Source organism: Streptomyces sp. NPDC056296 (assembly GCF_042268605.1).
GTDB lineage: Bacteria > Actinomycetota > Actinomycetes > Streptomycetales > Streptomycetaceae > Streptomyces.
The window spans coordinates 1-20,181 of the sequence record NZ_JBHJRX010000023.1 but is presented as its reverse complement, the minus strand read 5'-3'; the positions used below and the strand labels follow the sequence as shown (position 1 = coordinate 20,181).

15 protein-coding genes are annotated in these 20,181 nt (G+C 71.9%); 8 read left to right on the top strand and 7 right to left on the bottom strand.

Annotated elements, in window-relative coordinates; all coding sequences use genetic code 11:
* Positions 1–2: 2 nt before the first annotated feature.
* Positions 3–587, bottom strand: a complete 585-nt coding sequence (locus ACFCZF_RS18505; RefSeq protein ID WP_376672555.1) for a hypothetical protein — start codon at positions 585–587, stop codon at positions 3–5.
* Positions 588–1,008: 421 nt separating this feature from the next.
* Here ACFCZF_RS18505 and ACFCZF_RS18500 point away from each other — a divergent pair, with 421 nt between their 5' ends.
* The 4 genes from ACFCZF_RS18500 (at position 1,009) to ACFCZF_RS18485 (ending at position 5,506) form a co-directional block, all read left to right on the top strand.
* On the top strand, positions 1,009–3,969 hold the full coding sequence (locus ACFCZF_RS18500; protein WP_376672630.1) for a nitrate- and nitrite sensing domain-containing protein: 2,961 nt from the start codon (positions 1,009–1,011) through the stop codon (positions 3,967–3,969).
* Positions 3,966–4,400 (top strand): roadblock/LC7 domain-containing protein, encoded by a 435-nt coding sequence (locus ACFCZF_RS18495; protein ID WP_375916809.1) that lies wholly within the window; start codon positions 3,966–3,968, stop codon positions 4,398–4,400. The genes ACFCZF_RS18500 and ACFCZF_RS18495 overlap by 4 nt, the downstream gene beginning before the upstream one ends.
* 10 nt (positions 4,401–4,410) lie before the next feature.
* Entirely contained in the window at positions 4,411–4,806 is a 396-nt protein-coding gene (locus ACFCZF_RS18490; RefSeq protein ID WP_376672554.1) for a DUF742 domain-containing protein, read from the top strand.
* 94 nt (positions 4,807–4,900) lie between these two features.
* The gene (locus tag ACFCZF_RS18485) at positions 4,901–5,506 is read left to right on the top strand and encodes an ATP/GTP-binding protein (RefSeq protein WP_375916804.1); all 606 of its coding nucleotides are present in this window, start codon (positions 4,901–4,903) and stop codon (positions 5,504–5,506) included.
* Positions 5,507–5,563: 57 nt separating this feature from the next.
* Here the strand turns inward: ACFCZF_RS18485 and glpK are convergent, their stop codons facing one another.
* From glpK to ACFCZF_RS18470, 3 genes are all read right to left on the bottom strand, one after another.
* Positions 5,564–7,096, bottom strand: a complete 1,533-nt coding sequence (gene glpK / locus ACFCZF_RS18480) for a glycerol kinase GlpK (protein WP_376672553.1) — start codon at positions 7,094–7,096, stop codon at positions 5,564–5,566.
* A gap of 68 nt (positions 7,097–7,164) precedes the next feature.
* Positions 7,165–7,914, bottom strand: a complete 750-nt coding sequence (locus ACFCZF_RS18475; protein ID WP_376672552.1) for an MIP/aquaporin family protein — start codon at positions 7,912–7,914, stop codon at positions 7,165–7,167.
* An 805-nt stretch (positions 7,915–8,719) separates the two neighbouring features.
* Positions 8,720–10,345: an EAL domain-containing protein gene (locus tag ACFCZF_RS18470; protein WP_376672551.1), complete on the bottom strand. Its 1,626-nt coding sequence runs from the start codon at positions 10,343–10,345 to the stop codon at positions 8,720–8,722.
* 149 nt (positions 10,346–10,494) lie between these two features.
* On the opposite strand from ACFCZF_RS18470, the gene ACFCZF_RS18465 reads away from it, so the two are divergent.
* Together ACFCZF_RS18465 and ACFCZF_RS18460 are read left to right on the top strand one after the other, a co-directional pair.
* Complete coding sequence (locus ACFCZF_RS18465; RefSeq protein ID WP_376672550.1) at positions 10,495–11,304, top strand: M15 family metallopeptidase; 810 nt, start codon at positions 10,495–10,497, stop codon at positions 11,302–11,304.
* Positions 11,305–11,351: 47 nt separating this feature from the next.
* Entirely contained in the window at positions 11,352–11,888 is a 537-nt protein-coding gene (locus ACFCZF_RS18460; RefSeq protein WP_376672549.1) for an NUDIX domain-containing protein, read from the top strand.
* Here ACFCZF_RS18460 and ACFCZF_RS18455 read toward each other — a convergent pair.
* Complete coding sequence (locus tag ACFCZF_RS18455) at positions 11,879–14,257, bottom strand: TIM-barrel domain-containing protein (protein ID WP_376672548.1); 2,379 nt, start codon at positions 14,255–14,257, stop codon at positions 11,879–11,881. The genes ACFCZF_RS18460 and ACFCZF_RS18455 overlap by 10 nt on opposite strands.
* A 213-nt stretch (positions 14,258–14,470) precedes the next feature.
* Between ACFCZF_RS18455 and ACFCZF_RS18450 the strand changes: the two genes are divergently transcribed.
* Positions 14,471–16,447, top strand: coding sequence for an acetoacetate--CoA ligase (locus ACFCZF_RS18450; protein WP_376672547.1), 1,977 nt, complete (start codon positions 14,471–14,473; stop codon positions 16,445–16,447).
* A gap of 121 nt (positions 16,448–16,568) precedes the next feature.
* Positions 16,569–17,459, top strand: a complete 891-nt coding sequence (locus ACFCZF_RS18445) for a hypothetical protein (protein WP_376672546.1) — start codon at positions 16,569–16,571, stop codon at positions 17,457–17,459.
* Positions 17,460–17,531: 72 nt separating this feature from the next.
* Here ACFCZF_RS18445 and ptsP read toward each other — a convergent pair whose 3' ends face one another.
* Both ptsP and ACFCZF_RS18435 read right to left on the bottom strand, forming a co-directional pair.
* Positions 17,532–19,202 carry a phosphoenolpyruvate--protein phosphotransferase gene (ptsP, locus tag ACFCZF_RS18440; protein WP_376672545.1) on the bottom strand — a complete coding sequence of 557 codons (1,671 nt, stop codon included), beginning with the start codon at positions 19,200–19,202 and terminating at the stop codon, positions 17,532–17,534.
* A gap of 77 nt (positions 19,203–19,279) precedes the next feature.
* Positions 19,280–19,729 (bottom strand): PTS glucose transporter subunit IIA, encoded by a 450-nt coding sequence (locus ACFCZF_RS18435; protein ID WP_375916774.1) that lies wholly within the window; start codon positions 19,727–19,729, stop codon positions 19,280–19,282.
* Between the last annotated feature and the right edge of the window lie 452 nt (positions 19,730–20,181).

Here is a 20,181-nt window from a genome sequence, read left to right as displayed (position 1 = left end):
ACTCAGGAGTGCGACAGCTGCCCCGCGCCGCCCCGCCGGCGTATCCGCTCCTGGGCCCGCTCCGCGGAGCGGGCCTGCCGCCTGGCCCGCCGACGCTCACGGCGCATGGCCCGCGCGGTGCTGCTAGGCATCGACACCACGCCGTGCCGCTGGTTCCAGACCTGCCGCGTCACCCAGACGTCCAGCACGCCCCACGTGGCCACTACCGTGCCCGCCACGCTGCCGATCACCATGGGGAACGCCAGCCAGGATCCCGCCATCGTGCACAGGAAGGCCACCATCGCCAGTATCAGCGTCACGGCGACGACGAGCACCGCGCGCACGGCCGCCGTCCGCACCGGATCGGGCAGACGCCGCCGCCGGGCGGGCTCCTCCGTCCACAACGGCCGGTAGGCCGGCTGCTCCCGCGCTCCCGGCGTTTCCCGTGCCTCCCGTCCCTCCGGCCGCTCCGGACGCTTACGTGCCGACGTGTCCGGCCCGGCCGCCGGAATGTCGCGATCCGGAGCCTCGGGAACCGAGCGGGCCGTCGATTCGGCCGCACCGCCGTCCTCGGGCGCCCTGCGCCGCTCCGCCGTGCCCATCAACATGTCACTCCCCACCGCCAGCAGACCGCTCGTCCGTGTCCGAAGACACGGCTCCCCTCTGGCTGCCCGGCTTGCGCTGCTTTACGCCGCCCGGGGGCGGGATGCGGCTCCTGTGGCCGATTCCGCCTCCATTTCCCGTAGTGAATGACGAACGACCAGCCCTCAAGATTCCCGAGAATCCCGCACAGTCGAAAAATTTCGGCCATTCCGCCCGCCGGGCCGGAAGGAAGCTCGGCCTCGCCCACCGCCGGAACCAGGGAGGAATCTCCCGCAATGACCGGACAACTGGCCATCGCCGACCGCCGGTGCGGAGGTTCGGCCTCCGGACGGGTCTTCGAGTTACCTGTGTGTCAGTAGTAGGCTCGCGCCGTTTGTTGACGTACATGTGTACCCCCTGTCAGTGGGGGTCGAGCTGGGGGAGGCCATGCGCTTTCGCGGGAAGTCGATCCGCCGGAAGATCGTGGCGCTGCTTCTCGTGCCGCTGGTGTCCCTGACCGCGATCTGGGCCTTCGCCACGGTGCTGACGGGACGCGAGGCGGGCCGGCTGTTCAGCGTCTCGACCGTCGTCGAGGAGATCGGCTACCCCGTGGAGGACACCGTCCGTGTCCTCCAGCAGGAACGCCGCCAGACCCTCGTCCACCTCGCCGACCCGCGCGCCTCCGACGGGCTTTCCGCCCTGCAGCGCAGCCGCACCGCCACCGACGAGGCCATCGCCGAGATCCGCGGCAACGCCGCGAACGCCGACGTACGCGACGCGCTGGGCCAGGCCGAGGAGGAGCGGCTCACCGCCGTCCTGGACGCCCTCGACGGCATCGGCTCGCTGCGCCGCAGCGTCGAGGACGGCACCGTCGACCGCGCCCAGGCGCTCGGCCTCTACAACCGCCTGGTCGACCCCTGTCACGAACTGCTCGCCAACCTCCACGTCGTCGACGATGTGAGCCTGGACAAGCAGTACCGCGCCCTCGTCAACGTCTCCCGCGCCCGCGAACTGCTCTCCCGCGAGGACGCCCTCCTCGGCTCCGCCCTGGTCACCGGTCGACTCACCCGCGCCGAGATACGCGACGTCTCCGACCTCGTGGCCCAGCGCACCGTGATGTACGACATCAACCTCCCGCTGCTGCCCGCCGCCGAGCGCGGGCGGTACCAGCGCTTCTGGAAGAACGCCGCCTCCGCCCCCCTGCGCGTCGCCGAGGAGGCCGCCGTCGCAGGCGAGGCCGGCCCGCCCCGCGGCGTCACCGCCAAGAGCTGGGACACCGCCGCGGGCAATGTGCTCGACGAACTCGGCGCTCTGGACGACCACGCCGCCGACCGCTACCAGGACCGGGTCGACCCGGTCGCGATGAACACCATCGCCAAGGTGGTCGTCGCCGGCGCCCTGGGCCTGATCGCCCTGCTGTTCTCGCTCTTCCTGTCCGTACGCGTCGGCCGCTCCCTCATCCGCGACCTCAGGCAACTGCGCCTGGACGCCCACGAGGCGTCCGGTGTCCGTCTGCCCAGCGTGATGCGCCGCCTCTCGGCGGGCGAACAGGTGGACGTGGAGACCGAGGTGCCGCGCCTGGAGTACGACAAGAACGAGATGGGCGAGGTCGGCCAGGCGCTGAACACCCTCCAGCGTGCCGCCGTGGAAGCCGCCGTCAAGCAGGCCGAACTCCGGGCCGGCGTCTCGGATGTGTTCGTCAACCTTGCCCGCCGGAGCCAGGTGCTGCTGCACAAGCAGCTCACCCTGCTCGACACCATGGAACGCCGCACCGAGGACACCGAGGAACTCGCCGACCTGTTCCGCCTCGACCACCTGACCACGCGCATGCGCCGGCACGCGGAGGGCCTGGTCATCCTCTCCGGCGCCGCCCCCTCCAGGCAGTGGCGCAAGCCCGTCCAGCTCATGGACGTGGTCCGGGCCGCCGTCGCCGAGGTCGAGGACTACGAGCGCATCGAGGTCCGCCGGCTGCCCCGCATCGCCGTCACCGGACCGGCCGTCGCCGACCTCACCCACCTCGTGGCCGAACTGCTGGAGAACGCCACGGTGTTCTCGCCGCCCCACACCGCCGTGCAGGTCATGGGCGAGCGCGTCGCCAACGGTTTCACCCTGGAGATCCACGACCGCGGCCTCGGCATGGCGGCCGACGCCCTCCTCGACGCCAACCTCCGGCTCGCCGAGACACCGGAGTTCGAGCTGTCCGACACCGACCGGCTCGGCCTGTTCGTCGTCAGCCGGCTCGCCCAGCGGCAGAACGTCCGGGTGTCCCTCCAGCCTTCCCCGTACGGTGGCACCACCGCGGTCGTCTTCGTCCCCGACGCGCTGCTCACGGACGACGCCCCGGACACCAACGGTGTCGGCTTCCGCCTGGACCGCCCCCAGCACGTCAAGGAGAAGGAGCGGGAGGAGAGCCGCCGTTCCGCGCTCACCCATGTGCCCGCACGGCTGCCGGGCCGTCCGGCACCGCTGCTCGACGGGCCGGTCGAACTCGAGGCGCCGGTCGACCTGGACGCCCTCGACGACCTGCCGGGTGGGCTCGGCGACGAGGAGAGTGAACGGGGTGGCCTGTTCCGCCCGCGCCGCTCCCTCGTGGCGGCCGACGACGACCAGGAGGTCCGCCGCGCCGAACGGCGACGTCAGGAGCCGGAGCCCAGCCACACAGGCGAGTCGCTCCAGGGGTCGCTCCAGGGCGAGGAGGACGAGGCGAACGCGCCGATCGCGCTGCCCCGTCGCCGGACCCCCAAGCTGGTCAGTTCGCACGGGCGTCCGGTGCCGGAACGGGCCGCCCGGGACACCGCGGACGAGGTGCCTCCGGCAGGAGCCGAGAGCGCGGAAAGCAGGACCGACGCACGGTCACGATCGGCCGAACCGCCCGCCCTGCCGAACCGCCGTCGTCGTCGCGAGGAACGAATCGACGCCGGCGCCGACGGCCGTACCGACGCCAGAGCCGACGGCCGTGGCGACGCCCGTACGGACGCCCGTGCCGAAAGGCGCGACGCCGACCGCACGGAGTCCGAGGCGCTCCCGTCGCTCCCGGCCCGCCGCCGCGGCGCGTCTCCCGAGCGCGGGGGCTCCGCGTCCGGCAACGACGAGGACCGCGAGCGTCACGCCGACCGCGCACCCGGCGTCCCGGGACGTACCCCGGACGCCTCCGGACTCGGCACCGGCGCGCTGCCCCGGCGCGTACGCCAGGCCAACCTGGCCCCCCAGCTCAGGCAGAGCCCCGAACCGCCCGCCGAGGACCGCTCCGACCCCGCCGACCGTGACGCCGAGGAAGTACGCAGCCGTATGGCCTCGCTCCAGCGCGGCTGGCAGCGCGGCCGCGAGGAGAACGCCACGGAGGACGACGTCCCCGGCGGCACAGCACCACAAGCACCACAAGGAACGACTAAGGGGGACGGTCGATGACCGCACCGAAGGCGACCGGCCACAGCGCGACCGGGTCCGGGGAGCTCAACTGGCTCCTCGACGACCTGGTGGACCGTGTCGCGAGCATCCGCAAAGCCGTCGTCCTGTCCGGCGACGGTCTGGCGACCGGGGCGTCCAAGGACCTGACCCGTGAGGACAGTGAACACCTGGCCGCCGTGGCGTCCGGTTTCCACAGCCTCGCCAAGGGCGTGGGCCGTCATTTCGAGGCGGGCAGCGTCCGGCAGACGGTCGTCGAACTCGACGACGCCTTCCTGTTCGTCACGGCCGCCGGCGACGGCAGCTGCCTGGCCGTCCTGTCGGACGCCGACTCCGACGTCGGCCAGGTCGCCTACGAGATGACCCTCCTCGTCAAGCGGGTCGGCGTGCACCTGGGCACCGCTCCGCGCACCGATCTGCCCTCGGGCGGGTAAGTGGGATGACATGAGCGCAGACGGTCAGGGAAGAAACCACTGGTTCGACGACGAGGCCGGACCCGTCGTCCGTCCGTACGCCATGACGCGCGGCCGCACCACCAGCGCGGCCCAGCACCGCCTCGACCTCATCGCGGTGGTCGTCACGGAACCCCACGCGGACGATCCGGAGGCGGACGTCACGCTCTCCCCGGAGCACGTGGACATCGTCGGGCTGTGCCGGGACGCGCCGCAGTCGGTCGCCGAACTCGCCGTCGAACTCGACCTCCCCATCGGGGTCGTGCGGGTTCTGGTCGGAGACCTCGTGGACGTCCAACTCGTCCACGTGAACCGGCCCGTGCCCCCGGCCGAACTGCCGGACGAGGACATTCTGCGCGACGTGATCAGCGGACTGAGGGCGCTGTGAACCGGTCCATGGGCACGACAAGCGGCACGACAAGCTGCACGACCAGCGGCACGACCAGCGGCACGGCAAGTGGCACGTTAAGGAGAAGAGATCGATGATCTTCGGGCGTTCTCAGCGCGGCAAGCCGCCGGTCGAGCCCGTCACGCTCAAGATCCTGGTGGCCGGCGGCTTCGGCGTCGGCAAGACCACTCTCGTCGGCGCGGTCAGCGAGATCAGGCCACTGCGCACCGAGGAACTGCTCACCGAGGCCGGGCGGCCCGTCGACGACGTCAGCGGTGTGGAGGGCAAGCACACCACCACGGTGGCCATGGACTTCGGGCGGATCACGCTGCGCGAGGACCTGGTGCTGTACCTCTTCGGCACGCCAGGCCAGGAGCGGTTCTGGTTCATGTGGGACGAGCTCTCCGAGGGCGCGCTCGGCGCCGTCGTCCTGGCCGACACCCGCCGCCTGGAGGACTGCTTCGCCGCCGTCGACTACTTCGAACGCCGCTCCATCCCGTTCCTGATCGGCGTCAACCGCTTCGAGGGATCGGCCCGCTATCCGGCGGAGACCGTCCGCCAGGCCCTCGACCTCGACGCCGACGTGCCCCTGGTGATGTGCGACGCCCGTGACCGGGAATCGGTCAAGGAGGTCCTCGTCGGCGTGGTCCAGCACGCCATGGCCCAGGCGGCGGACCGCCGCAGGGTCGTCACCACCTGACGGCTCGGGGCACGGCGACGACACCCACGCGCGCGTGCCCCCGAGCCCGCCCGGCGCCTAGCCGTCTTCGTCTCCGTCGCCGTCTTCCATCCAGCCGAAGCTCTTCTCCACCGCCTTGCGCCAGTTGCGGTACTCGCGGTCCCGCACCGACGTCTCCATGGCGGGCGCCCACTCGACGTCCCGCTGCCAGTGCGTCTTGAGTTCGTCGAGGCCGTTCCACACACCGGTGGCCAGTCCGGCCGCGTACGCGGCACCCAGGCAGGTCGTCTCGGACACCCGGGGCCGGATCACCGGCACGCCCAGCACGTCCGCCTGGTGCTGCATCAGCAGGTTGTTCTTCGTCATGCCGCCGTCGACCTTCAGGGTCGTGATGCGCACCCCCGAGTCCTGGTACATGGCGTCCACGACCTCGCGCGTCTGCCAGCTCGTCGCCTCCAGCACCGCGCGCGCCAGATGTGCCTTGGTCACGTACCGGGTGAGTCCGGTGACGACCCCGCGCGCGTCCGAGCGCCAGTACGGGGCGAACAGCCCGGAGAAGGCGGGCACGATGTACGCGCCCCCGTTGTCCGCCACGCTCGCCGCCAACGGTTCGATCTCGTCGGCGCTGCGGATGATGCCGAGCTGGTCGCGGAACCACTGAACCAGCGCTCCCGTGATGGCGATCGACCCTTCCAGGCAGTAGACGGGCGCCTCGTCACCGATCTTGTAACCCATGGTGGTCAGCAGCCCGCTCTTCGACGGCACGGGCCGGTCACCGGTGTTGAGCAGCAGGAAGCTGCCCGTGCCGTACGTGTTCTTCGCCGTGCCCACGTCGTAGCAGGCCTGCCCGAACACGGCTGCCTGCTGGTCGCCCAGGGCGGAGGCCACGGGAACGCCGGCCAGTTGGCCGACGGCGGTCCCGTACACCTCGGCGGAGGACCTGATCTCGGGGAGCACGGCCTCGGGGATGTTCATCGCCGACAGGATCGAGGGGTCCCACTGGAGCGTCCGGAGGTCCATCAGCATGGTGCGGCCGGCGTTGGTCACGTCGGTGACGTGCCGCCCGCCGTCGGTGCCGCCGGTCAGGTTCCAGATCAGCCAGGAGTCGATGGTGCCGAAGGCGATCTCCCCGCGCTCGGCGCGGGCCCTCAGACCGGGCACGTTGTCGAGCAGCCAGGCCGCCTTGGGCCCGGAGAAGTAGCTGGCCAGTGGCAGACCAGTCTGTTCACGGAAACGGTCCTGCCCGTCCGCGCCGCCCAACTGGCGGCACAGCGCGGAGGTACGGGTGTCCTGCCACACGATGGCGTTGTGCACCGGCTTGCCGGTCGCGCGGTCCCACAGGACCGTCGTCTCGCGCTGGTTGGTGATGCCCAGCGCGCTGAGCCGGTCGGCGCGCAGCCCGGCGCCCGCGAGCGCCCCGGCGACCACGGCCTGAACCTTGGACCAGATCTCGGTGGCGTCGTGCTCCACCCAGCCGGGCTTGGGGAAGATCTGGCGGTGCTCGCGCTGGTCGACGGAGACGATCGCGCCGTCCTGGTCGAAGATGATGCAGCGGCTGGAGGTGGTGCCCTGGTCGATCGCGGCGACGTACTTCGTGGAGTGGTCCGTCATGGCTACCCCTTGGGCTGGGTTCAGAGGACTGCGGAGTCGATGCGGAGGCGACGGTTCCGGTGGGCCGTTCAGAAGGCCACGTTGTAGATGAGTCCGGCGAGCGCTCCGCCGATCAGCGGGCCGACCACCGGGACCCAGGCGTAACCCCAGTCGGACGTGCCCTTGTTCGGGATCGGCAGGAAGGTGTGCACGATGCGCGGGCCGAGGTCACGGGTGGGGTTGATGGCATAGCCGGTCGGCCCCCCGAGGGAGAGGCCGATCCCGACGACGAGCAGCGACACGATCAGCACGAGCGTCCCCGACTCGCCGAGTCCCTCGGTCAGTCCGAAGGCGAGGACCGGCAGGACGAGCCCGACGGTGGCGATGATCTCGGTGACCAGGTTGGCGACCGGGTGCCGGATCTCCGGGATGGTGGAGAAGATGCCGAGCGTCGGAACCGGCTCGTCCGCCGTGCCCTCGGTGGTGCCGGTCTTGCGGACGTTGGCCTGGAACTGGGCGAAGTACGTGAGGTAGCACAGGACGGCACCGATCATCGCGCCGATGAACTGCCCCAGCACATAGACCCAGACCTTGCCCCACTCGCCGGTGTCGACGGCGATCGCGAGGGTGACGGCGGGATTGAGATGCCCTCCGGAGAGCGGGGCGGCGGTGTAGGCGCCCGCCAGCACACCGAATCCCCAGCCGAACGCGATCACCACCCACCCCGCCGCCCGCGCCTTGCTGTACCTCAGGGTCACGGCGGCGCAGACACCCGCGCCGAAGAGGATGAGGATCGCGGTACCGATGATCTCGCCGACGAAGATGTCTCCGTTGCTCATGGCGGCTCCTAGGCCCTGGCCCGGGGCGATCGGCCCCGGTCCTCCTGTGCGGGGTGCGTCTCCCCCGGCGGCCTCCGCCGCGGGGCGTGAGTGACGAGCGTGCCGTAGCAGCCGAACCGCCCGTGGGGGAGTGGGCCTCGAAGCACAGGAGCGCCCGCGCGACGCAGTGCCGGAATACGCCGAGATGTACGGCGATGTCGACTGACACCGGAAGTGTTCACCGGCGCCCAGGGAGCGTCAAGGTGGCCGACAGCAACGGTTCAGGACCCGCGGGGCGACCCGCGCGGGGTGCGTGTCCACGTGGGTGCTCCTGGACGGCGGCTACCGACGGGCGCTCGTGATGCCGTAGCGGTCGGTGGGCGCGTGCCGGCCAACAGCGCGTGCGCGCGTGTGCCGTTAACAACGCGTGCGCGCGTGCCGGCGAACAAGGCGTGCACGCGCGTGCCGACGAACAGCGTGCACGCGGGCGGGCCGGCTGACAACGCGTGCGCGCGTGTGCCGTTAACAACGCGTGCGCGCGTGCCGGCGAACAAGGCGTGCACGCGCGTGCCGACGAACAGCGTGCACGCGCGCGGGCCCGGCTGACAACGCGTGCACGCGCGCGGGCCGGCGACAGCGCCCCGCACCTCGGGCTTGGCGACGCCGCTCCTCACCACCCCGTGCGCCGCCCCTCCCGGCGCCTCCGTATCGGCGCCGCCGAGGGCGCCTCCGTATCGGCGCCGCCGAGGGCGCCTCCGTATCGGCGCCGCCAGGGCGCCCCCGCGTCGGCGCCGCCGAAGCCGCCCGCGTCACCCCGCCGGCGCCGTCACCCCGCCGGCGCCGTCGCCCGCTCCGACCCGCGACGGACCTCGTGCCCCGGCGCACCCGCCCGGCCCAGCACCCAACTCGCCCCCCGCAGCCCCTTCGCGGCCTTCTTCAGCGGCGCCAGCCAGGCCGCCGCCTGCCGATGGTCCGGCACACTGCCCGGTGCGCACAGGACCGTCGCCAACGACAGCGTCACGGGCCGCCCGCCGGCCGACCACGGCACGTCCAGCACGGAGGCGGCCAGCGGATCCAGCCCTTCCGGGTCGGTGAGCACCAGGAAGTCGTCACCGCCGATGTGCCCCACGCGCGCGGACCCCGCCGTCGTCTGCGACAGGGCCCGCCCGACCGCCCGGATCAGCTCGTCGCCCGCCGCGAACCCGGCCCCGTCGTTGACCTGCTTGAAGTGGTCCACATCGAGCCAGCTCAGCGCGAACGCCCGCCCGTCCGCGATCCGCCGGTCCACCTCCACCGTGATCGCGTCCGAACCGGGCAGCCGGGTCAGCGGATTGAGCCCGGCCGCCTCTTCCACCCGGCTCTCGGCCAGCGCCCGCACGAGGTCGGCGAGCCGCACGACGCCCACGCACCGCCCGTGCACGTCGACCACGGCCACGTCGTCCGACGTGCGGCCCCGGCCGCCGACGGCCACCACGTCCAGCACCTCCCAGGCCGTCGCGTCGACGCCCACCGTCCGCGGCGCGTCGCCGAGCTTCGCGGCGGGCCGGTCGGCGTACAGGGCGTGGCCGTAGCGCCCCGACATCGACAGCAGGAAGCGGGACCGGTGGACCGACCGCACCGGGACCCCGTCCCGGTCCACGAGCAGCACCCCGGACACGTCCGGCGCCCCGGTCAACAGCGCCCGCACCTGCCCCGCCGACGCGGTCACGGGCAGCAACGCGGCCGGCCGTACGAACTGCCGTACCGAGGGCCCCGAGCGCGGCGCCGGTACGACACCGGGGGAGCCGGGCGGAACGTACACGTCCGCCGCCGGCAGCCGCGCGGGCGGCGCGAACAGCTCACCCTGCGCCAACTGCGCCCCGGCCGTCCGCGCGGCAGCGCACTGCGACTCCGTCTCCACGCCCTCGACGGACAGCAGCGCCCCCAACTCGTCGCACAGCACCCGCATCGCCCGTACGGCCGCCGGCCGGGCCAGCAGCGACGCGTCGAGCTTCACCAGTTCCGGCGCCAGGTCCGTCAGCAGTCGCAGCGGCGCGTCCCCGTCACCGACCCCGTCCGCGCAGATCCGGAACCCCTGGCCCCGCAACGCGCTCACCGCCTCCAGCAGGGCCCGCCGCGGCACATGCGTGTACGGCGGACAGACGTCGACCGTCACCTCCCACGGCATCCGTCCCGCCTCGCGCACGGCGCCGTGCAGTCCTTGCAGGCCACCGAGGTCGGCGAGCGTGCCGGCGAACACGTTGACGTGCAGCGGCAGCAGCGTCTCCTTGCGCACCGCCGCGCGGAACGCCGCCACCGCGAGTCGGCCGTCGAGTTCGGGGTCGCGGCGCGCCTCGGCCAGGATGTCGCCGGTCTCCGGGCGGGCGAGTATCTCCAGCGCCGCGACCCCGCCGGTCAGCAGATTGACCACCGGTTGGAAGGCGAAGCGGAGAGTGTCCGTCCAGGAGCGCACGGGAGCAGAATGGCGCCACGGACACCCGCCCGGGCCCAGTTCACGCGACGTTCACGCACCATTCCGACGCGCTCCCGGAGCGTACGGAAGCCGAGTCGCCGGCCCGCCCACTTCCCCCGCGGAGTCCACTCCTGATAGATGCAGGGAACATGACACGACTCTCCACCACGCTCCGCGGCCTGGTCACCACCTTCGCCGCCCTGCTCGCCGTCACGGCCGTCCCCGCCACCGCCCAGGCCAAGCCGGAGCCGAGGGCCCCGGAGGACTTCGTGGCCCTGAGAAGCGTCGCCCCCACGATCATCCAGGAGATGCGCTACACCACCGCGCACAACTTCGTCGGCGAGCGCATCGACGGCTACCGGCAGCCCCTGTGCATCCTGACCCGTCCCGCCGCCGAAGCCCTCCACCGGGCCCAGACCCGGCTGCTGCGCCAGGGCTACTCCCTCAAGGTGTACGACTGCTACCGGCCGCAGCGCGCCGTCGACCACTTCGTCCGCTGGGCCGAAGACCTCGACGACCAGAGGATGAAGGCCGAGTTCTACCCGGAGGTCGACAAGACGCGCCTCTTCGCGGACGGCTACATCGCCGAGAAGTCCGGCCACAGCCGCGGCTCGACCGTGGACCTCACCCTCGTGAAGCTCCCGGCGAAGCCGACCCGGCCCTACCACCCCGGGCAGCCCCTGGTGCCCTGCTTCGCACCCCAGGACGAGCGCTTCCCCGACAACTCCGTCGACATGGGCACCGGCTACGACTGCTTCGACACCCGCTCACACACCCTCGACCCCCGTATCCAGGGCGCCCAACGCGCCAACCGGCTGCTGCTCAAGAGCACCCTGGAGGACGTCGGCCTCGTGAACCTCCCCGAGGAGTGGTGGCACTTCACCTACAAGCCCGAGCCCTACCCGGACACCTACTTCGACTTCCCGGTCTCCGCGAGGTCGCTCGCCGGCCGCCACTGAACCGCCTGCCGGAGCCGCCCCCTCCAGAATCGGATACAGTCCGCCGCGTGTTCGATACTGAAACCTCCGCTCCCAACTCCGCACCGGGCTCACACTGTTCGAGCTGCGGAACGCCCTACGGAGAGGGCGTTTCCGGCTGGCCCCGCACCTGCCCCGCGTGCGGCACCGTGACCTACCGCAACCCGCTGCCGGTCGCGGTCGCCCTCCAGCCCGTGTACGACACGCAGGGCACCGCCCTGGTGGTCATCACCCGCACCGTGGCCCCCGCGCGCGGGGGCGTCGCACTGCCCGGCGGCTACGTCGACGACCGGGAGGACTGGCGGCAGGCAGTCGTCCGCGAACTCAAGGAGGAGACGGGCATCGACGCGGCGAGCCGCGACGTGCGCCTCGCCGACGCCATGAGCTCGCCCGACGGCCACCTGCTGCTCTTCGGGCTGCTCCCCGAGCGGTCGGCCGAAGGCCTCCCGTCGTCCACCGCTACGCACGAGACCGAGGGATGGCACCTGCTGCGCAGGGCCGAGGAGCTCGCCTTCCCCCTTCACACCCGGGCCGTGCGGGCCTGGTTCGAGGGCCGCTACATCTGAGCCGAGCCCTCCACGAGCCCACGGACACGGACCGGGCAGGACGGCTCGCTCACGCCGTCCTCGCCCTCCCGCTCCACGACCACCCGTTCCCCCTCCCAACGCGAGACGTACCGCTCGATCTCCGGTTCCACCCAGCCGTCGCCCGCGTCCGGCACGACCAGACCTCCGCCGGTCCGCCCCCGCGCGGGCGCCCACACCTCCAGCGCCGGCCCGCCGTCCTCCCCGCGCACCGGAAGCACGGCTCCCGCGCGCGCGAACACCGGGATCCGCGCCAGAGGCGCATCGACGAGGACCTGCGCCGGTCCCTCGTACGCCCGCTCCGTCACCACGTCGTACCAGCGTCCGCGCGGCAGCTGCACCGCCCGCCGGTCCGCCCCCGGGTCCAGCACCGGCGCCACCAGCAGACAGTCGCCCAGCAGGAAGGCGTCCTCGCAGTCCCGCAACGCCCGCTCCTCCGGCGTCGACCACCACAGCGGACGCACATACGGCGCACCCGTACGCCGGGCCAGATGCGCCAGCGTCACGAAGTACGGCAGCAGCCGCCGCCGTTCGACGAGTGCCACGCGCGCGTGCTCCAGCACCTCGGCACCGAACTCCCACGGCGCCCCGCGCCCCGCCAACTGGCCCCCGTGCGTGCGGAACAGCGGAAGGTGGGCAGCCAGTTGCAACCACCGCAGATACAGCTCCGGAGACGGACTCCCGCCGGCCCCGCCCACATCCGGCCCCGCATACGGCACCCCGCACAACCCGAGCCCCATCACCAGCGACAGGGACGCCCGCAGCCCGGGCCAGCCCGTGGCCATGTTCCCGGACCACACGCCGCCGTAACGCTGCAGGCCGGCCCACCCGGAACGCGAGAACACGAACGGCCGCTCCTCGGGTGCCAGCGTCCGCAACCCCTCGTACCCGGCGCGGGCCATGCACAACGCGTACACGTTGTGCGCCTCCCTGTGGTCACCGCCTCGCCCCTCCAGGAAGTGCCGGGCCGAACGCGGCAGCGTCGCCTCCCCGAACGCGGCGAACGAGGTGGGTTCGTCCAGGTCGTGCCAGAACCCCGCGAACCCCTGCCCGAGCCGCTCCTCGTAGAGCCCGCCCCACCACTCGCGCACACACGCGCGTGTGAAGTCCGGAAAGACCACGTCCCCGGGCCACCCCACACCCCGGAAGACCGGCCCCGAAGCGTCCCGCACGAACACGTCCTCGCTCGTCCCATCGTCGTACACGGCGTTGCCGGTCACGGCCGGGACCGCGGGACCCACGACCGACACCAGCCGGACGCCGTCCCGCCGCAGCTCCTCGGCGAGGACGGGCAGCTTGGGGAACCGCTCCTCGTCCACGGTGAACACCTGGTGGCCGTCGAGATGGTCGACGTCCAGGTGAACGGCGTCGAGTGGCAGATCACGCTCCTGATGGCCGGCGACGATCCGCCGCACCTCCTGCTCGTCGCCAGGACCCGACCGCGCGTGATGGTGACCGAGCGCCCACGCGGGCGGCAGCGCGGGCGCCCCGGTCAGCGAGGCCCAGGCGAGCAGCACGCGCGCGGGGGTGCCCACCGTCACCCAGCACCGCAGCGGACCGCCGTCCATCCGCAGCACACTCCGCCCGGGCCGGTCATGCCCGGACCCCGCCCCCTCCTCGCCCTCCCGCAATGTCACCGTGCCGTCCCACGAACTGTCGTGGAACACCAGATGCGTCCCCGCGTCGGCCACCACCAGATGCACCGGCATCGTGACGGACGACGGGTCCTCACCCGGAGCGAACGGCAGGCCGGGACCGGTGTTCCACAACCGGTACGTGCCCTTACGCAGCCGAGGCCCCGCGGCCCGCCCGCCGAGCCCGAAGAACCGGGCGTCCGCCGCGACCTCCGACCGCTGCGTCCAGCGCGCCGGACCGCCGCCGACCGGCTCCCACCAGCGGGGCGGCAGCTCACGGCGCAGCACCACGCCCCCGGGCGTACAGACCTCGATCGCGCCGTGCCGGGAGACGGCCACCGTCGCCCGCTCGGCCACCACCCGCCAGCCGCCGTCCTTGTCCGGCTCCAGCACCGCCCGCGGATCCGGCTCCGGACAGCGGCCCGCCAACGCGTACGACGGCTCCGGGCCAGCCCCGTCCCAGCCCCAGAACACGGCCCCGTTCACGGCGACGAGGACGCGCAGCTCCGAACGGCCGAACCGGACGACACCGCCCCCGGGCCCCGGCTCCACCGCCTGCATCGGACCCGGCACCCGCGCACGCTCCGCACCCCGCGGCGGCAGCCCCGCGGCGTCGGCCTGCCGCCTGCGCCACGCCGCCCGTACGGTACGCAACCCCTGCGCCGCCCCCGCAGAACCGACCGCTTTCATCGAACGCACCAGGTCACGACCGTCCATGCTGCTCACCCTGCCACCGACGACCTCCCGCGCGGGCGTCGTTCAACTGCCGTTCACCCGTGACGGGACCACATCTTCACGACACCGACTATGTGGGGCACGCCCTGGTGTAGAAGTCGATCACATGGCATCGTCCATGTCAGCCGCGTCACGCGCACACCCCAGCCCGTGCGCGGAGGACGCACACGACGCGCACAGTCCGGGAGCCGCCCCATGTCGACCGTGAACCCCCAGCCGCTCTGGCAGCCAGATCCGCAGCGCATCGCCAAGGCACGGATCACCAGGTTCCAGACCTGGGCAGCCGAGCACCACGGCGCCCCCGCCGAGGGCGAATACGCCGCACTGCACCGCTGGTCCGTCGACGAGCCGGCCACCTTCTGGAAAGCCGTCACGGAATGGTTCGACGTACATTTCTCGACCCCCTACGCGCGCGTGCTGGGCGACCGCTCCATGCCCGGCGCCCAGTGGTTCCCCGGCGCCACGCTCAACTACGCCGAGCACGCCCTGCGCGCGGCGGCCACCCGCGCGGACGAACCGGCCCTCCTGTACGTCGACGAGACCCACGAACCGAGTCCCGTCACCTGGGGCGAGCTGCGCCGCCAGGTCGGCTCGCTGGCCGCCGAACTACGCGCCCTCGGCGTGCGCCCCGGCGACCGCGTCAGCGGCTACCTCCCGAACATCCCGCAGGCCGTGGTCGCCTTCCTCGCCACCGCGGCAGTGGGCGGCGTCTGGACCTCCTGCGCCCCCGACTTCGGCGCCCGCAGCGTCCTCGACCGCTTCCAGCAGGTGGAACCCGTCGTCCTGTTCACCGTCGACGGCTACCGCTACGGCGGCAAGGAACACGACCGCCGCGACACCGTCACCGAACTCCGCCGCGAACTGCCCACCCTGCGCGCCGTCGTCCACATCCCGCTCCTCGGCACCGAGGCCCCCGAGGGTGCGCTGGAATGGGCGACGCTGACGTCCGCCGACACGGACCCCGTCTTCGAGCAGGTGCCCTTCGACCACCCCCTGTGGGTGCTCTACTCCTCCGGCACCACCGGCCTGCCCAAGGCCATCGTCCAGTCCCAGGGCGGCATCCTGGTCGAGCACCTCAAGCAGCTCGGCCTGCACTGCGACCTCGGCCCCGAAGACCGCTTCTTCTGGTACACGTCGACCGGCTGGATGATGTGGAACTTCCTCGTCTCCGGCCTGCTCACCGGCACCACGATCGTCCTCTACGACGGCAGCCCCGGCTACCCGGACACCTGCGCCCAGTGGCGCATCGCCGAACGCACCGGGGCCACCCTCTTCGGCACCTCCGCCGCCTACGTCATGGCCTGCCGCAAGGCCGGCGTGCACCCCGCCCGCGATCACGACCTGTCCCGGGTCCAGTGCGTGGCCACCACGGGCTCTCCGCTCCCGCCCGACGGCTTCCGCTGGCTGCACGACGAGTTCGCGGAGAGCGGGGCGGACCTGTGGATCGCCTCCGTCAGCGGCGGCACCGACGTGTGCTCCTGCTTCGCGGGCGCCGTCCCCACCCTCCCGGTGTACATCGGCGAACTCCAGGCCCCCGGCCTCGGCACCGACCTCCAGTCCTGGGACCCGAGCGGCAACCCCCTCACCGACGAGGTCGGCGAACTCGTCGTCACCAACCCCATGCCCTCGATGCCGATCCGCTTCTGGAACGACCCCGACGGCAGCCGCTACCACGACAGCTACTTCGACACCTACCCCGGCGTCTGGCGGCACGGCGACTGGATCACCGTCACCTCCCGCGGCTCCGTCGTCATCCACGGCCGTTCCGACTCCACCCTCAACCGGCAGGGCGTCCGCATGGGCTCGGCCGACATCTACGAGGCCGTCGAGCGGCTGCCGGAGATCAGGGAATCCCTCGTCATCGGCGTCGAGCAGCCGGACGGCGGCTACTGGATGCCCCTGTTCGTGCACATGGCCCCCGGAGCCGCCCTCGACGACGCCCTCCTGTCCCGCATCAAGCGGACCATCCGCGAACAGCTGTCCCCGCGCCACGTCCCCGACGAGGTCATCGAAGTGCCCGGCATCCCGCACACCCTGACCGGCAAGCGCATCGAGGTCCCCGTCAAACGACTCCTCCAGGGCACCCCGCTGGAGAAGGCCGTCAACCCGGGCTCCATCGACAACCTCGACCTGCTCCACTTCTACGAGGACCTCGCCCGCAAACGCACCTGACCAGGCGCTCAACGGTCCGGCCGCCCCCAACGGCGGACGGTCCGCGCGCCTCACCCGCCGCCGTTGTCAGTGCCGCCGGTTACTGTGAGTGAGCATTGATCGACTGCGCACAGGGGGAAAGATGGCGCACACAGACCAGACCGCGCGACGCGTCCTGCGCCGGGAAATCGCCGGCACCATCGGACTGCTCACCGACGAACACGACTTCCGCGCCATGCGGCGCTACCGCAGCTTCACCTTCGACGACCACGCCGCCTACCTCCACCAGGTCGAAGCCCTGCTCAGGGCACGCGCGGCACAGGGCACCCACACCTCCATCGCCCTCTTCGACCCGGAGGAGTACGCCGACTTCTGCTCGGCCGCGGGCCTCGACCCCGACGCCCCCGCCAGCCGCACCCGGTTCACCGCCGAACTCGCCGCCGGCGGACCGACCGTCCCCTACGAGGGCCAGCCCCTCACCGACCTCCTCCCGGCTCTCGTCGACGAAGCCGTCCGCCAGGCCACCTGGGAGTACGCCTCCCACCTGCTCGCCCGCCTCGGCAACTGCGCCACCTGCGGCGAGGACCTCGGCCGAGCCGCCTTCACCCGGGCTTCGCGCCTCCTCCGCCGCATCCTCGAAACGGCGCCCCCGGGCAACCGGCACCTGGTCTGCAGCATCACGGGCACCCCGGAGACCCTCCTCTCCGTCCTCCACGCCGACGAGGACATCGACGGCACCCCGCACGTCGACGAGGCCGAGGCCCTGGAGTTCACCGGCGTCCTCGCCCTCGGCCTCGCCACCCACAGCCCCGGCGGACTCGTCATGCGCGTCAGCCCCCCGAGCGGGCCGGACCGCATCCACGGCTGGCGCCTACGGGGATACGGTCTCGAACCTCTCACCGCCGGTGAGGTCTTCGACGCCTACTGCACCGACGTCGAGTCCGGCGACCTCATCTCCCCGGAATCCAACGTCGACTACTGCGCACCGCCCGACCTCGGCGACGACCACCTGCCACCGGGACATCACCACTGAACGCCCGCGGGGCGCCCCACCCGAAGGTGGAACGCCCCGCACCCACAACCTCAGCTACGGCCTCGCCCGGCCCTACTCGCCGGACAGCACCGCCTGAGCGGCGTTCCGCGCCTCCTCGGCGCTGTCCGCCGCCCGGGCGGCCGCCGCGGCACGCTCACACTGCGCCAGCGTGAACTTCGCCAGCGTCGCCCGGACGTAGGGAAGCGACGCCGCACCCATGGACAGGGAGGTGACGCCCAGACCCGTCAGCACACACGCCAGCAGCGGGTCCGACGCGGCCTCACCGCAGACGCCGCAGCTCTTGCCCTCGGCCTTCGCCGCCTCCGCGGACAGCGCGACCAGGTCGAGCAGCGCCGGCTGCCACGGGTCCTGCAGCCGGGACACCGCACCCACCTGACGGTCGGCGGCGAAGGTGTACTGCGCGAGGTCGTTCGTCCCCAGCGACAGGAACTCGACCTCCTGCAGCACCGAGCGCGCCCGCAGCGCGGCCGACGGAATCTCCACCATCGCGCCGAACTTCGCCCGCAGCCCGGCCTCGCGACACGCGTCCGCGAACGCCTTGGCATCGGTCCGGTCCGCCACCATGGGAGCCATGACCTCGAGATAGACCGGCAGCCCATCAGCCGCCTTCGCCAGCGCCGTCAGCTGCGTGCGCAGCACGTCCGGGTGATCGAGCAGCGTCCGCAGACCCCGCACACCCAACGCCGGGTTCGGCTCGTCGCCCGGGGTCAGGAAGTCCAGCGGCTTGTCCGCGCCGGCGTCCAGCACGCGCACGACGACCCGGCCCTCGGGGAACGCCTCCAGCACCTGCCGGTAGGCGGTGACCTGCTTCTCCTCCGACGGCGCGTTCTCGCTGTCGTCGAGGAAGAGGAACTCGGTACGGAAGAGACCGACGCCCTCCGCCCCGGCCTGGACCGCCGCGGGCACGTCCGCGGGACCCCCGATGTTCGCGAGCAGCGGCACCTTGTGACCGTCCGAGGTCGCACCCGGTCCCGTCGACGCGGCCAGCGCCGCCTTGCGCTCGGCCGCCTCCGCCTCCAGCTGCCCCTTCTTCTCCTCGGTGGGGTTCACGAAGATCTCACCGGTGCTGCCGTCGACGGCGACGACCGTGCCCTCGGGAAGCTCCCCGGCCCCCGGAAGCGCCACCACGGCCGGCACACCGAGCGCCCGCGCGAGAATCGCGCTGTGACTGGTCGGCCCACCCTCCTCGGTGACGAAGCCGAGGACCAGCGTCGGGTCCAGCAGCGCCGTGTCGGCGGGAGCCAGGTCCCGAGCGATGAGGACATACGGCTCGTCACTGTCCGGAACGCCCGGCATCGGCACCCCGAGCAGACGGGCGACGATACGATTCCGCACGTCGTCGAGGTCGGCCACGCGGCCGGCCAGATACTCACCGGCACCGGCCAGCAGGGCGCGATACGCGGCGAAGGCGTCGTACACCGCGCGCTCGGCCGTGCTGCCGACGGCGATCCGCCGCTCCACGTCCGCCATGAGCTCGGGGTCCTGGGCCATCATGGCCTGCGCCTCGAGCACGGCCTGGGCCTCGCCCCCCGCCAGATTGCCGCGCGCCATCAGATCGGCCGCCACAGCCTCCACTGCCTTGCGGGCGCGCCCCTGCTCGCGCTCCGCGTCCTCGGCCGGAATCTGCTTGGCCGGGGGCTCGAGCACAGCAGTCCCCATGTGCCGAACCTCGCCGATCGCCACACCGTGGCTCACACCGACGCCTCGCAGCGTTGTCTCCATCTCACCCGTCCCGATAGTGCGGCGGGTCCCGCCGCCGCGGTGGTTGTCCTACCAGCCGTCACACGACGGCGCTGACGTCACTTCCAGAGAAAGAGACTCTCGCCGGCCTTCACTTCGCCGTCCTCACGGAGCTCGGTGAGGGCCTCGGCCGTCGCCTCCAGGGCCACGATCGGACAGATCGGCGACTTGCCGGCGGCCTCGACGGCGACCGGGTCCCAGCGCACCACGCCCTGCCCGCGCACGACGGTGTCGCCCTTGTTCACCAGCAGTTCGAAACCCTCACCGTTGAGCTGCACGGTGTCGATGCCGAGATGGGTCAGCACACCGTGCCCGCTGTCGTCGACCACGACGAAGGCGTGCGGGTGCAGGGACACGATGACCCCGTCCACGGGTGCGACAGCCTCGGAAGGCTCGCGTACGGGGTCGATGGCGGTACCCGGGCCGACCATGGCCCCGGAGAAGACGGGATCGGGCACGGCGGCCAGTCCGATGGCACGTCCTGCGAGCGGGGACGAGACGGTGGTCATGGGAAGCCTCCCAGGGGCGGGGATGTATACGGGCCGTCACTGCCTGTCCCGGACGGCGCACTGTGCAGCAGGGTATGTCATAGGAAGTACCGGTTCCGCATGAGTGTTCCGATTAGAGGTCTAGACCACAGTCCTCACGGATTTGCACCCGTTCCGCGGCTCCGTGTACAGTCGTTACTCCTGCCTGAGGTTGAGCGATGCGAAGCAAGGTGTCCTCGCCCCGGCGGAACCCAACTTGTCAGATCCTATCGCTGGATCGCCTTCTGCATGTCCGCAGGACGGTGGTCAGAAGCACCGGGAAAGCCTGATAGTGTTGGAAACAACGAAGGGAAGCGCCCGGAGGAAAGCCCGAGAGTGTCGGGTGAGTACAAAGGAAGCGTCCGTTCCTTGAGAACTCAACAGCGTGCCAAAAGTCAACGCCAGATATGTTGATACCCCGACCTGATCGGTTC